The 13,201-nt window shown below is 67.3% G+C and carries 13 protein-coding genes; 7 read left to right on the top strand and 6 right to left on the bottom strand.

Translation table 11 applies throughout. The features are described 5' to 3' along the window. Positions 1–51: 51 nt before the first annotated feature. From Q368_RS0105585 to Q368_RS0105570, 4 genes are all read right to left on the bottom strand, one after another. On the bottom strand, positions 52–2,028 hold the full coding sequence (locus Q368_RS0105585; protein WP_043785178.1) for a PAS domain-containing sensor histidine kinase: 1,977 nt from the start codon (positions 2,026–2,028) through the stop codon (positions 52–54). 156 nt (positions 2,029–2,184) lie between these two features. Further along, on the bottom strand, positions 2,185–2,973 hold the full coding sequence (gene folE2 / locus Q368_RS0105580) for a GTP cyclohydrolase FolE2 (RefSeq protein ID WP_029457981.1): 789 nt from the start codon (positions 2,971–2,973) through the stop codon (positions 2,185–2,187). Positions 2,974–3,193: 220 nt separating this feature from the next. Then, positions 3,194–3,613 carry a nickel-responsive transcriptional regulator NikR gene (nikR, locus tag Q368_RS0105575; RefSeq protein WP_029457979.1) on the bottom strand — a complete coding sequence of 140 codons (420 nt, stop codon included), beginning with the start codon at positions 3,611–3,613 and terminating at the stop codon, positions 3,194–3,196. A gap of 10 nt (positions 3,614–3,623) precedes the next feature. Beyond that, positions 3,624–4,322: a class I SAM-dependent methyltransferase gene (locus Q368_RS0105570; protein WP_043785073.1), complete on the bottom strand. Its 699-nt coding sequence runs from the start codon at positions 4,320–4,322 to the stop codon at positions 3,624–3,626. Between the two features lie 235 nt (positions 4,323–4,557). Between Q368_RS0105570 and gcvH the strand changes: the two genes are divergently transcribed. The 7 genes from gcvH (at position 4,558) to Q368_RS0105535 (ending at position 11,310) form a co-directional block, all read left to right on the top strand. Beyond that, on the top strand, positions 4,558–4,932 hold the full coding sequence (gene gcvH / locus Q368_RS0105565) for a glycine cleavage system protein GcvH (protein WP_029457975.1): 375 nt from the start codon (positions 4,558–4,560) through the stop codon (positions 4,930–4,932). Between the two features lie 13 nt (positions 4,933–4,945). Continuing rightward, positions 4,946–6,277: an aminomethyl-transferring glycine dehydrogenase subunit GcvPA gene (gene gcvPA / locus Q368_RS0105560; RefSeq protein WP_029457974.1), complete on the top strand. Its 1,332-nt coding sequence runs from the start codon at positions 4,946–4,948 to the stop codon at positions 6,275–6,277. Then, entirely contained in the window at positions 6,274–7,722 is a 1,449-nt protein-coding gene (gcvPB, locus tag Q368_RS0105555) for an aminomethyl-transferring glycine dehydrogenase subunit GcvPB (protein WP_029457972.1), read from the top strand. The genes gcvPA and gcvPB overlap by 4 nt, the downstream gene beginning before the upstream one ends. Then, positions 7,712–9,085, top strand: a complete 1,374-nt coding sequence (locus Q368_RS0105550; RefSeq protein ID WP_029457970.1) for a dihydrolipoyl dehydrogenase family protein — start codon at positions 7,712–7,714, stop codon at positions 9,083–9,085. The genes gcvPB and Q368_RS0105550 overlap by 11 nt, the downstream gene beginning before the upstream one ends. A gap of 94 nt (positions 9,086–9,179) precedes the next feature. Beyond that, on the top strand, positions 9,180–10,058 hold the full coding sequence (locus Q368_RS0105545; RefSeq protein WP_425423673.1) for an L-2-amino-thiazoline-4-carboxylic acid hydrolase: 879 nt from the start codon (positions 9,180–9,182) through the stop codon (positions 10,056–10,058). 213 nt (positions 10,059–10,271) lie between these two features. Beyond that, a complete protein-coding gene (locus tag Q368_RS0105540) occupies positions 10,272–10,850 on the top strand; it encodes a Maf family protein (protein ID WP_029457967.1) in 579 nt (192 codons plus the stop codon). Between the two features lie 16 nt (positions 10,851–10,866). Then, positions 10,867–11,310 carry a GNAT family N-acetyltransferase gene (locus Q368_RS0105535; protein WP_029457965.1) on the top strand — a complete coding sequence of 148 codons (444 nt, stop codon included), beginning with the start codon at positions 10,867–10,869 and terminating at the stop codon, positions 11,308–11,310. A gap of 5 nt (positions 11,311–11,315) precedes the next feature. Here Q368_RS0105535 and Q368_RS0105530 read toward each other — a convergent pair whose 3' ends face one another. Both Q368_RS0105530 and Q368_RS0105525 read right to left on the bottom strand, forming a co-directional pair. Then, positions 11,316–11,993, bottom strand: a complete 678-nt coding sequence (locus tag Q368_RS0105530; RefSeq protein WP_029457963.1) for a response regulator — start codon at positions 11,991–11,993, stop codon at positions 11,316–11,318. Further along, positions 11,978–13,126 (bottom strand): sensor histidine kinase, encoded by a 1,149-nt coding sequence (locus Q368_RS0105525; RefSeq protein ID WP_029457962.1) that lies wholly within the window; start codon positions 13,124–13,126, stop codon positions 11,978–11,980. Before Q368_RS0105525 ends, Q368_RS0105530 begins: the two co-directional genes overlap by 16 nt. Between the last annotated feature and the right edge of the window lie 75 nt (positions 13,127–13,201).

Genomic DNA, 13,201 nt, shown 5'->3' with positions numbered 1-13,201 from the left:
CAAAGCCTTATCCTTGGCGATGCGGCGGCAGCGGCGACCGTCGCGCGCGCATCAGGCGCGCGTCGTCGCCCTGCCCGTGCCGGCCGCCTTGAGGTTGGCCTCCAGGACTTCGCCGAGCTGCTCGATGCTGTGGGGCTTGGCCAGGTAGTCGTTCATGCCCAGGCGCAGGAAACGATCGCGGTCCTTGCCGCTGGCGTAGGCGGTCAACGCCACGATGGGAACGGCCTTGTCGATGCGCGGCACCTCGCCGTTGCGGATGTGGCGGGTGCATTCGATGCCGTCCATGACCGGCATCTGGATGTCCATGAGGATGATGTCGGCCGCTTCCCGGGACAAAAGCGCCAGGGCCTCCTGGCCGTTGGCCGCCTCCAGCACGTGGTAGCCGAGCCGCTCCAGGGCGCGGCCGGTGGTCAGGCGGTTGATGCGCTCGTCCTCGACCAGCAGCACGGCATGGTCGGCCGGGTCGAAGGCCGTCTCCCCGCCTTCCCCGCCCTGGTAGACCACGGGCAGGCCCTGGCAGGCGTATTCCGGCAGGGCGAAGGGAATGGCGCAGTAGAAGGTGCTGCCCCGTCCCGGCGCGCTTTTCACCCAGATCCTGCCGCCGAGCATTTCCGTCAGGTGCCGGGCGATGGCAAGCCCCACGCCCGCGCCGCTGACCCGCTTGGTCAGGTAGTGCTCGGCCAGCTCGAAATCCTCGAAGATGCGGTGCTGGCATTCCTTGGCGATGCCGATGCCGGTGTCGCGGACCATGAACAGCAGGGTGCGATAATTGGGGGCGACGGGCAGGCGGCTGGTGGCGATCCGTTTGACGCGCAGTTCGATGGAACCGCTTTTCGTGCACTTGAGGGCGTTGTCCAGCAGGTTTGAAAGGATCTGGCGCAGCCTGAACGCGTCACCCACGAGCTGGCGCGGGATGTGCGGGTCGAAGCGCACGGAAAAGCCGAGCTCCTTGACCTTGGCCCGCACGGAATACCCCCGGGCCAGGGAGGCGACCAGATGGTCCACGTCGAAGGCCGACAACATGGGCTCGATGGCCGCCGCGTCGATGTCGGCGAGCTCCAGCACGTTGTTGACGATGGCCAGCAGCCGTTTGCCCGACGCTTCGACGATGTTCCACAGCTCCCGCTGATCGTCCTGGCCGTCCCCCTGGAGCGCAAGCTGGGTGGCGCCGATGATGCCGTTTAAGGGCGTGCGCAGTTCATGGGTGATGTTGCCGAGAAACTGGGACTTGGCCTGGCTTGCCGAAAACGCCAGTTCCTTTTCGCGGCGCAGCTGGTTCTCGGTCTCCTTGAGCGCCGTGATGTCGCGCGAGTAGCTGGCCATGAGGATCACCCGGCCCTGGTCGTCGGCGATGGGGCAAAGGCTCACCTGGCAGCATTGTTCGCCCTGGCGCTCCTCGTAGGAGAGCAGCCGGTTCCCGCGCGCCGCCTCGAGCAGCCGTGCCCGCCGGGCTTCGGCCAACTCGGAGGACATGGAGTGGTAGAGGCTTGCGCCTATGAGCGCGTCCACAGTCTTGCCGCGCCGCCTGGCGGCCTCCTCGTTGGCGATGAGAATGTAGCCGTCGAGGTCGGAAAGAATGATGGAATCGTGCGTGGCGTCGAGCAGCGTCTTGAAGATGGCCTGGTTTTCCGAGAGCAGGTGCTGGGACATGACGAGCTCGGTCACGTCCTCGCGGATGACGATGCCGCCGACGACCTTGCCGTCCTTGCGGATGGGCGTGCCGCGCAGGTTCTGGTAGGCCGACTGGCCGCCGCTACAGGCATCGGTGTAGAAGGCTTCCAGGTGGATGGTCCGGCCGTCCAGTATCGCGCGGATGTCGTCGCCGACCCCGGCGGAAACGATGCCGGGAAGCTCCTGAATCTTTTTCCCTATAAAACGATCGCGATCCCACTTGCCCTTGGCGAAATGCGCAAGGTGCCAATCATTGACGAAGGTGATGACCCCCTCCGCGTCGATGAGCATGACCGACACCGGGGCGAACTGCAGGATCTGCTCGCACGTACACTCGAGCATTCCGGACGAGGGCATGGATACGAACATACCTGCGGGGCGACCGGCACACAAGGGGGCATGCCCGGCATTTTGTGGAAATATATCCGAAAAAACAACGCCCGCGACCGTGCCTTGCCGTCGGTGCGGGAAACCACGCGCAAGACCGTTTCAAAAAGTCTTTCTATATCGTGCTCACGGACGCCCGTCCCTGTCGCTGCCCCCCTCGATCCCGGCAAACGCGCTGTGGTTGTGGATGGACTCGAAGCTCTCCACTTCCACGCGGTACCAGGCGACCTTGGGGTGGGCCGAAAGCGCGCTCGCCGCGCGCCGGGCCACGTCCTCGACAAAGGTCGGGTCGGCGAAGGCCTGCTCGGTGACGTACTTTTCGTCCTCGCGCTTGAGCAGGGCGTAGACCGGCGAGGACCCCGACGCCTCGGCGATGTCGATAAGCTCTTCCACCCACACGAATTGCGACAGCCGGCAGCTGATGGTGACCAGGGCCCGCTGGCTGTGCGCGCCCTGCTCGGAGATGGCCAGCGAACACGGGCACACGGTCATGACCGGCGCGGCCACGGTCAGGGTCTGGCGGAACTTGCCGCCGCAAAACTCCCCGGACACCTGGCAGGTATAGTCCATCAGCGCCGTGGCCCCGGACGCGGGCGAGGCCTTCTCCAGGAAATACGGGAAGCGCAGCGTCATGTGGGCGTTTTCCGCCTCCAGGCGATCGCGCACGTCGGCCAGGAGCGTGCGAAAGGAAACGAGGTCGAATTCGCCGGCAAAGCCAGAAAGCGCCTCCACGAACCGGCTCATGTGCGTGCCCTTGAAGCGCGCCGGCAAATCCACGGACAGCTCCACCTCGGCCACGGTGTGTTGCCGGCCCCGGGCACGGTCGCGCACCACCAGAGGCAGCCGGAAATCTTTTATGCCCACCCGGTCCACGGCAATGGCCACGTCCGGCGGTCCGCTTTGGATGTCTCGCATGCGATACGCCTCCGGCGTCCAGGAGAGGCGCCGCCTCTCCTGGACCTCTCCGCCGGGGGGCAGCATGCCCCCGGCCCCCTCGATAGTTAAAGGATAGCGGGGAAAACGTCAGTACGTTTCGCCATGGCGCGCTGTAAAGAATAAAAAGCCCGCGCCAAGGGGCCTGGGCTCCCCGAGGGAAAAGGGATCGGGAGGGGCGGCGCCCCTCCCGCTTTATCCTCTAGACGATCTCCTGGCCGGTGGTGGCCAGGGTGAGCTTGCCGTATTTGACGCCCCGGGTGGAAATGAGGCGCTGGGATAGCTTTTGCACGGACTCGCCCGGCCCCTTGAGGGCCAGCGCCTCCAGGCAGTTGTGGTGGTCGATGTGCACATGCATGGTGCACAGGATCACCTCGTGGTCCTCGTGCTGGATCTCGATGAGCCGCTGGGCCAGGTCGGACGTGTGGTGGTCGTAGACAAGCGTGAGCACGCCCGCCACTTCCTTGTCGGACTGTTCCCATTCCTTTTGCACGAGCACGCCCCGGATGAGATCGCGGATGGCTTCGGAACGGGTCTGGTAGCTTTTCTCGTCGCAAAGGGCGTCGAACTTCTCGAGCAGTTCGGAGTTGAGCGACACGCCGAAGCGAATGGTCTGTCCCATGCGCCCTCCTTTACGTCAGGCCGATCTCGTAGATGGTGACGGTGCTGCGGTATGTGGAAAAGGCCACGGACTCCTCGTGGAGCCTGGCCACGCGGAAGCCGTCGGCGGCAAGCGCCGCCCAGACCGGCTCGGACACCTGCCGCCAGGGCTGGGATAGCCAGATCCTGCCGCCGGGAGCGAGCATCCGGCGGAAAAGCGGCACGAGGGCGTCGTAGAACCGGGTTTCATACAAAATATCACTGCCCCAGGCCAGATCGAAACGGCCCGGCGCGAAACACGGCCGCCGCCAGTCCATGACGGCCAGATCCACGCGCAGGGCGTTTTCCCGGGCGTTTCGCGCCGCATGGGCGATGGCCGCCTCCTCGTAGTCCACGGCCGTGACGCGCCCGCCCCAGGCCGCCCCGGCCAGGGCCGAAAGGCCCATGCCGCAGCCGATGTCCAGGCAGCGTTTCCCGGCGACTTCCTCGCGCCGCTTCCAGAGCCAGGCGGCGAGCAGCAGGCTCGCCGGCCAGACTTCGGCCCAGTACGGCATGCGTTCGTCCTCGCCGAAGCCCTCCGCGCCGAGGGATTCCCACAGCGCCTCCATGTCCTGGTCACGGCGCAGGATAAATTCGCGACCGGCGAGCGCCAGGCGCAACCGATCGCGCTGCCATTGGGGCGGTGGCGCGCCGAGGGCCAGAAGAGGCGCATGAAGACTACGATCAGGCAAGCCAGTCTCCGAAAACGAACCCAAAAGGTGTGTGAACAGCACCAAGCGTGTTACCATCAACGAGGCGTGCGTGCAATAGGTGACGACGCCGACGATTGTTCGGTCTTGTGTCCGGGCACAAGCCGTTCCCGGCTTGCCCCGTGTCCGCCAAAGGGGTATTTGAGGCCAGCCCCCTGCCCGTGCCGCCGGCAAGGGCAAAAAACGAAGCAGCAGCAGCATTCCAGGGAGAAGTGCCATGCAAAAAGACCTGCTCTACACCAACACCCACGAGTGGGTACGGGTCGAGGATGAAATAGCCGTGATCGGCATCACCGATTTCGCCCAGGAACAGCTCGGCGACATCACCTACGTCGAACTGCCGGCGGTGGGCGACGTGCTCGAGGCCGGCCAGGAGATGGGCTCGGTGGAATCCGTCAAGGCGGCCAGCGAACTGTACTGCCCGGTTTCCGGCGAGGTCATCGAGGTCAACGACGAGCTCGAGGCCGCTCCGGAAAAGGTCAACAGCGACCCCTTCGGCGAGGGCTGGATGCTGCGCGTCAAGCTCTCGGCCGAACCCGTCGGGCTGCTTTCCCCCGAGGAGTACGAGGAAATCGCCAAGTCCGAACATTAATCGGAGCCGCACAATGCCGTATATCCCCCATACTCCCGAGGAAGTCCGGGAAATGCTCGGCGTCATCGGCGCTCGGGACATCTCCGAGCTGTTCGCCGAGATTCCCCCGGCCCTGCGCCCCAGGAGCTTCGACCTGCCGCACGGCGAAACGGAAATGGCCGTGCGCGCCCGGATGGAGCGTCTGGCCGGCAAAAATCGCACGGACATGGCGAGTTTCCTCGGCGGCGGCTTCTACGACCACTACGTGCCGGCCGCTGCGGACCTCCTGCTCTCGCGCGGCGAATTCTACACCGCCTACACGCCCTACCAGCCCGAGGCCTCCCAGGGCACGTTGCAGGCCATCTTCGAGTACCAGACGGCCATGTGTCGGCTTTTCGGCATGGAGTGCTCCAACGCCGGGGGCTACGACGGCGGCACGGCGCTGTATGAGGCCCTGATGATGGCCGTGCGCCACACCCGGCGCAAAAAGGCCGTGGTCAGCGAGGCGGTCAACCCCATCTACCGCATCGTGCTGGCCACCTACACGAAGAACCTGCACCTCGAGCTCGTCACCGTGCCCCACAGGCAGGGCCTCGACGACATGGCGGCCCTGGCCGCGGCCATCGACGACAAGACCGCCGCGGTGGTGGTGCAAAATCCCAATTTCTTCGGTGCGGTGGAGGACTTCGCCGCGCTTTTCGCCGCCGCCGCCGCCAAGGGCGCGGTAGCGATCCTCTCGGGCTATCCCGTGCTCCAGGCCGTGCTCAAGACCCCCGGGGCCATGGGCGCGGACATCGTCACGGCCGAGGGGCAGAGCCTCGGGCTGCCGCTGTCCTTCGGCGGGCCCTACCTCGGCATCATGACCTGCAAGAAGGCCCTCGTGCGCCAGATGCCCGGCCGCATCGCCGGCCGCACCGTGGACGCCGCCGGCCGCACCGGCTACGTGCTCACCCTGCAAGCCCGCGAGCAGCACATCCGCCGCGAGAAGGCCACCTCCAACATCTGCTCCAACCAGGCGCTGTGCGCCCTGCGCGCGCTTATCAACCTCTGCCTCACCGGCGAGGAGGGGCTCAAGCGCCAGGCCGCGCTCTCCATCGAAAACGCCCACTACGCGGCCATGAAGCTCGCGGCCATCCCCGGTGTGCGGCTTTTAAGCGACGAGCCCTTCGGCAACGAGTTCGTGGCCGTCTTTCCGGTCAGCGCCAAGCTCGTGGCGCGAAGCCTCATGGACCAGGGCATCATCCCGGGCTTTCCGCTGGGCCGCTACTACAAGGGCCTGGAAAACGCCCTGCTCATCTGCTGCACGGAAAAACACCATCGCGACGACATCGACCGCCTGGCCAGGCGGGTGGGGAAAATCCTATGAGCACCGTCTTTTCCAAATCCCGGCCCGGCCGGGAAGGCGTCTGGCCGGAAAAGCCCAAGACCGATCCCCTGGACTTCTACCCGGCCAACCTCCTGCGCGAGGGGAACACGGGCCTGCCTTCCTTGAGCGAACTGGACGTGGTGCGCCACTTCACGGAGCTTTCCCGGAAAAACTACGGCGTGGACGGCAATTTCTATCCCCTGGGGTCGTGCACCATGAAGTACAACCCCAAGTTCACCGAGGAAGTGGCCGCCCTGCCGGGATTTGCGCGCCTGCATCCGCTGATTCCGCAGCTGCCCGGCGGCGGCGACATGACCGCCGGCGCGCTCGAGGTCATGTACGAGATGGAGCGGCTGCTGGCCGAAATCACGGGCATGGCCGCCTTCACCCTGCACCCCATGGCCGGGGCGCACGGCGAACTCACCGGCGCGCTCATGATCGCCGCCTACCACGCCGACAAGGGCAACAGGAAGACCAAGATCATCTGCCCGGATTCGGCCCACGGCACCAATCCGGCCTCGGCGCACATCGCCGGCTTCGACGTGGTGACCATCGCCTCCAAGGACGGCATCATCGACCCCGAAGCCCTGGCCGCGGCCATCGACGACGAGACCGCCGGCGTCATGATGACCGTGCCCAACACGCTCGGCCTGTTCGAGCGCCATCTGCCCGAGATCGTGTCCCTTTGCCGCAAGGTGGACGCGCTGCTCTACTACGACGGCGCCAACCTCAACGCCATCCTCGGCAAGCTGCGCGTGGGCGACGCGGGCTTCGACGTGGTGCACTTAAATCTCCACAAGACCTTCGCCACGCCACACGGCGGCGGCGGCCCTGGTTCGGGTCCCGTGGGCGTCTCGGAAAAGCTCATTCCCTACCTGCCCGTCTCCCGTGTGCAAAAGGACGACGCCGGCCGGTATTCCCTGAGCTACGACCACCCGAAGTCCATCGGCTACGTGGCCCCCTTCTACGGCAACTTCGGCATCGTGCTGCGCGCCTACGCCTACATCCTGCGCCTGGGACGCGAGGGGCTCGTGCGCGTGTCGGAAGCGGCGGTGCTTGCCGCCAACTACCTGCGCAAGCGCATAGCCACGGCCATCGAGGTGCCCTACGACCGCACCTGCATGCACGAGTTCGTGGCCTCGGCGGCCGCGCTTGCGGCGTCGAAAAACGTGCGCGCCCTGGACATCGCCAAGGCCCTGCTCGACCGCGGCTACCACGCGCCGACCATCTACTTCCCGCTCATCGTCAAGGAGGCGCTCATGATCGAGCCCACCGAGACCGAGAGCAAGGACACCCTCGACGCCTTCGTGGCCGACCTGCTGGACATCCTGGCCCTGGCCGAAATCGACCCCGAGGCCGTGCGCGCCTGCCCGACCACCCTGCCCGTGGGCCGGCTGGACGAGACCCGCGCCGCGCGCGCCATGGAGATTACGGATGACCTCTAGTCCGGCCAAACGCCTTGTCGTGGTCGGGGCCGGCCCCGGCGGCTACGACGCGGCCCTGGCCGGCGCGGCGGCGGGCCTTGCCGTCACGCTCGTCGAACGCGGCAAGCTCGGCGGCACCTGCCTCAACTGGGGCTGCATCCCGACCAAGCACCTGCTCGCCGCGACACTCGCCATCGAGGCCCTGGAAGCCCAATCCAGGCAGAAGCTGGCCTCGGGCGCGGTCACGGTGGACCTCGCCGCCGTGCAGGCGAAGAAGAGAAAACTCCAGGCCGCGACCCACGCAGCCATGGCCAAGCGCCTGGAGACGGCCGGCATCCGGCTCGTTTCCGGCAACCTCGCCGGCGTCGCCCCCGGCGTGGCCCATGTGGCGGCCGGCGGCACAACCGAGGCCATCCCCTTCGACGCGCTGATCCTGGCCCTGGGCTCGCGCGCGGCCGCCTTTCCGGGCGTCAAGCCCGACGGCAAGGCCGTGCTCGGCGTCGCGCCGGTGCTCGATTTCAACGAAGCCCCCAAAAGCCTCCTCATCGTCGGGGCCGGGGCCATTGGCCTCGAAATCTCCGAAATCTACCGCCGCCTGGGCACCAAGGTGACGCTGGTCGACGCCGCGCCGCGCCTGGCCCCGGCCGAGGATCCGGACGTGGCCAAGGTCGTCGCCCAGGTCATGCGCAGGAAAGGCATCGACGCCCGGGCCGGCGTCAAGGTGGAAAGCCTGGTCACGGACGAGGACGGCATGGCCCGCATGACGCTGGCCGGCGGCGAGACGCTCGTTGCCGAAAAAGCCCTTGTCGCCATCGGCCGCTTCGCCGCGACCATGGTGCCGGGGCTGGCCGAACTCGGCGCGACCTTTGCCGACCCCGCGCCCAACCGGGCCTGGATCAAGACGGACGACGCCTTGCGGACCGCGCCGGGAATCTATGCCGTGGGCGACTGCAACGGCCGGGTGCTGCTCGCCCATGCCGCCTCGAGCCAGGGCGTCTACGCCGCGCGCCACGCCGCGGGCCTGGAAACGGGGCCTTACGCGCCCGGGCCGATCCCGGGCTGTTATTACGGCGTGCCGGAGATCATGCGCGTGGGGGCCATCGCCGCCCCGGGCGACGCGGTTTCGGAGGCCGCCTTCGTGGCCAACCCCATCGCCCAGGCCCACAGCGACACGGCCGGTTTCGCCCGCGTCGTCTGGCGCGAGGGCAAGGTGACGGGCATCACGGCCGTGGGGCACGGCGCGTCAACCATGGGCACGCTGGCCACGGTCATCGTGTCCGGGGGCTGGACGCGGGAGCGCTGCGAAGCGCTCGTCTTCCCCCACCCGGGCCTCGACGAGACCCTGCGCGCCGCGCTGTTGGCGGAAGTGAAAACGAAAGCGTAAAATAGATGCGGGGGAAAACTTCTTGAAAGAAGTTTTCCCCCGCGCCCCCTTTCCAGAACTTTCAAAGGGGATTGCCGTGCATCGGATGCATGACGTGAGATATTTGCAGCATTCTTTTCTGCGGCAGGGGATCACCAGACGCTTTTTCCTGCGTGCCGGGCTGGTGGGCGCCTGCGCCTGCATGCTGCCGTGGCCCGCATTGGCGAAAAAAGCCGCCACGCCGGCTCCCTCCGCCGCGGCGGCCCCTGCCGCAACGCCGGCAGTCAATTTTTACGTCGCCAACCGCGACAAGCTCCTCACCGACTTCAAAGGCGTGTGCGCCGGGGCCGAACACTGGCTCGCCGCCCGCACTGCCGAACCCACGGCGCAGGCCATCGCCGACGACGCCCTGCGCCGCTATGACCGCATGCTGCCCGGCATGCCCGACATCGGCGGCGCGACCAACCGCAACCAGCCCTTCCTCATCATGGCCGGCTGGCTCACAGCCCTCTACCAGGCGATGGGCGAGAAAGGCATGACCGCCAAGGACTCCGGCCGCCTGCTCTACGACCTCTACGCCGCGGACTGGGCCGCCGTACCGCCGCAAAAAGCCAAGGCCATGGGCGCGGCGCTCTTTTCCGTGGCCTACCTCCAGTCGCTCCAGGACTGGGCCACCGAGAGCCAGAAGAAGAAATACCCCGGCGACTGGATCGGCAAGGTTCTCCCCGGCGACGGCAAGACCTACGACCTCGGCTACGACTACACGGAATGCGGCGCGGTCAAGTTCTTCAAGGCCCAAGGGGCCATGGCCGTCGCCCCCTACTACTGCCTCAACGACTTCCTGGCCTCCCGCGCCCAGGGCACGGGGCTCTCGCGCCAGCACACCCTCGCCCAGGGCGATGCGCTGTGCGATTTCCGCTACAAGCGCAACCGCCCCGTCACCCAGAACTGGGATACCGAAACGCCGAAATTCCCCGGCAATAAACCCGCGTAAACGGGAGGGGGGAGCGAGAAGGGGAGAAAGAGGGAGAGGGGAGAATGCCTCCGGCGGCCAGGAGAGGCCGGGGGCCCCTCCTGGACCACCCCGAAAGGGGCGCACACCGCGCGCGTCGCAACGGCCGCGCCCGTCATTTCGACGCGTCTTCGGGAAGAAATTCCTCTCTGGGAATTATGGTAATTCATTTTATTTCGGATAAATACGAGAGTTATGCACAAGGATCTGATTCTGGCTTCGACCTCGCCGCGCCGCAAGGCACTGCTGACGCTGGCCGGCATTCCCTTCACCATCGTGCCAAGTCCGGCCGAGGAGCCGGAACCCGATTTCGGCGAGTTGCCCGCCGCCTATGCCGCGCGCATGGCCCGGCTCAAGGCGGCGGCCGTGGCGCGGGCGCATCCCGACGCCGTGGTGCTCGGCGCGGACTCGGTGGTGGCCGTGGGCGACGTGATTTTGGGCAAGCCGCGCGACGCGGCGGACGCGAAAAGGATGCTCGGGCTGCTTTCCGGCCGCGTGCATCAGGTCATGACGGGCTGCGCGCTCTTCGGCCTCGCCGCCGAGCCCGAGGTGTTCACCGTTGCGACGGACGTGCACATGACGCCCCTTTCCGAGGACGCCATCGCCGCCTACGTGGCCACGGGCGAACCCATGGACAAGGCCGGGGCCTACGCCATCCAGGGCAAGGCCGCGGCGTTCATCACGGAAATCCACGGCTCTTATACCAACGTGGTCGGCCTGCCGCTGGCGGAAGTCGCCGCCTTGCTGCGGCCGCGTATCGCCATGTCGGCCTGAGTCTCGAAAAAGCCCCATGCCTCCCCGCATCACGGCCGCCACGCCCGACGAATACCCGGCCCTCGCCGAGCTCTGGGAAGCCTCGGTCCGCGCAACGCATTCTTTCGTTACGGAAGCGGATATCCGCGTCTTCAAGCCGCTCGTGCGCGACACCTATCTCGCGGCGGTGGCGCTACGTTGCGCGCGGGACGTTTCCGGCGCGGCGCTGGGATTTGTCGGCGTGGCTGCGGGGAAAATCGAGATGCTCTTCGTCGCGCCGGCCTGCTTCGGCCAGGGCATCGGCTCCGCGCTGCTGACGTGCGCCGTGGAGACGCTCGGCGCGACGGATGTGGACGTCAACGAGCAAAACGCCGCCGCCCTCGCCTTCTACAAACGGCGCGGTTTCACAGTCGTCGGCCGCTCCCCGTGCGACGGCCAGGGCAAGCCCTATCCGTTGCTGCACATGACGCGCACGCGTTAGCGCCCCTAGCCCTCCTCCCCGTCCAGATCGACGAGTCCCATGCGGGCGGCGTAGTGCACGAGTTCGGCCAGGTTCGAGAGCCCGAGCTTGCCGAAGATGTTGGAGCGATGGTTTTCCACGGTCTTGCGGGAAATATAGAGGCCGGCCGCGATCTCGGCCACGCCGCGGCCTTCGGCGAGCAGTCGCAGCACCTGCTGTTCGCGGCGCGTGAGCGTCTCGTAGGCCGGATCGGCGGGGCGCACCCGGCGCGCGGCGTAGGCGTCGAGCCGGTCGAGCAGTTGCGGCGCGATAGCCCCGTCGAGGTAGCGCTCCCCGCGCGCGAGCGCGGCAAGGCCGGCGATGAGGCTCCCGGCGGCGGAATCCTTGACCACGTAGCCCATGGCTCCGGCGCGCATGCTCTCGGCCACGATGTCGAGCCGCGCGTGCATGCTGACCACGAGCACCTGCGGCGGCGCGGCCAGGGCGCGCAACTGGCCGATGACCTCGATGCCGCCGGCGTCGGGCAAGGCGATGTCGAGCAACACGACATCCGGGACGAGTTCGTCGGCCAGGCGCAGGGCCTCGCCCGCCGTGCCGGCCTCGCCGACCACGACGTAGCCTGGCTCCCGGCCAAGGATCGCGCGCAGTCCCTCCCGAAAAAGCGGATGGTCGTCCACGAGCAGGACCTTCAGGGCTTCGGACATGCCGCCCCCTCCGTGATCGGCACCTCGGCCGTGACCGTCGTGCCCTTGCCCGGCCGCGACGTAAGCCGCAGCCGGCCGCCGAGCAACCGCATGCGTTCGCGCATGCTCCACACGCCCATGCGCTTTTCCGCAAGCGCCCGGGGCAGGCGGTTTGCCGCGTCGAAACCCTTGCCGTCGTCGGCCACGCGCAGCAGGCAGTGCGGATGGGAGGCGATCAGGCGCACGCCGATGCGCCGCGCCCCGCCGTGGCGGCAGGCGTTGGACAGGCATTCCTGAAGCACGCGGTAGAGGTTGATGCTCGTCTCGAAGGGCAGGCGCACGGCCTCCATGCCGTCGGCGGTGAAATCGATGCGCACGCCGTGGCGCGCGCCGTATTCCTCGCACAGGCGAAAGGCCGTACCCACGAGGCCCAACTGGTCAAGCGCCGGAGGCAACAGGCCGTAGGCCAGGTCGCGCAGGGACGCCACGGCCGTGCCGAGCTGTGCGGAAGCGTCCATGACGATCTCGCATGCGGCACCTGTGGCATCTGGGCCGTCCTTGGCGGCAAGCAACGGCACGAGGCCGTCAAGGCGCATGCGGGTGGCGGAAAGGGCTTGTGCCACGTCGTCGTGCAGTTCCCGGGCGATACGCTGGCGTTCGTGTTCCTGGGCCTTCAGGAGCTCGCGGGAGAGTTCGCGCAACCGTTCCGCGTCGCGCCGGGACTGGGCGATGCGGCCGAGGTGGTCGGCCACGGCGTCGAGAAGGTGGCGCTCCTCGCGCAGAAACGGCCCTTCGGCCAGGGGTGGCATCTTTTCCAGATAACCCACCTCCACCCGGCCCACCACCTCGCCGTCCACCGTAACGGGGCTCGCCTGCTTGTCCGCCGGGCGACGGTAATTGGCCGTGGCGCGCGAGAGGCCTCCGAGAATCACACGCGCGCAGGCGATGTCCGGAAACTGCCAGGCCCGTGTCAGCACGTCGCAGGCACCGGCCAGGATCTCGCCGAGGCCCAGGTCGCCGCGCTGGGCCAGCCGGGTGATCTCGTACAGGCAGTCCAGTTCCTTGACGCGCTCGGTGAGCGCCGCAACGAGCGAGGCCGCATCCCGGGGCGTCATGCCCTCCCCGGCATCCTTTCCCAACCGTGTCTTTTCCATCTTTCCGCCTGCCGGAACCGCCGCCTTGCGCGACGCCTTCCCGGCCGTATGGCAAACCGCCCGCGCGAAGGCAAG

It is taken from the genome of Solidesulfovibrio alcoholivorans DSM 5433, from assembly GCF_000702665.1.
Taxonomy (GTDB): Bacteria; Desulfobacterota; Desulfovibrionia; order Desulfovibrionales; family Desulfovibrionaceae; genus Solidesulfovibrio; species Solidesulfovibrio alcoholivorans.
This window is presented reverse-complemented; position numbering and strand designations above follow the sequence as displayed.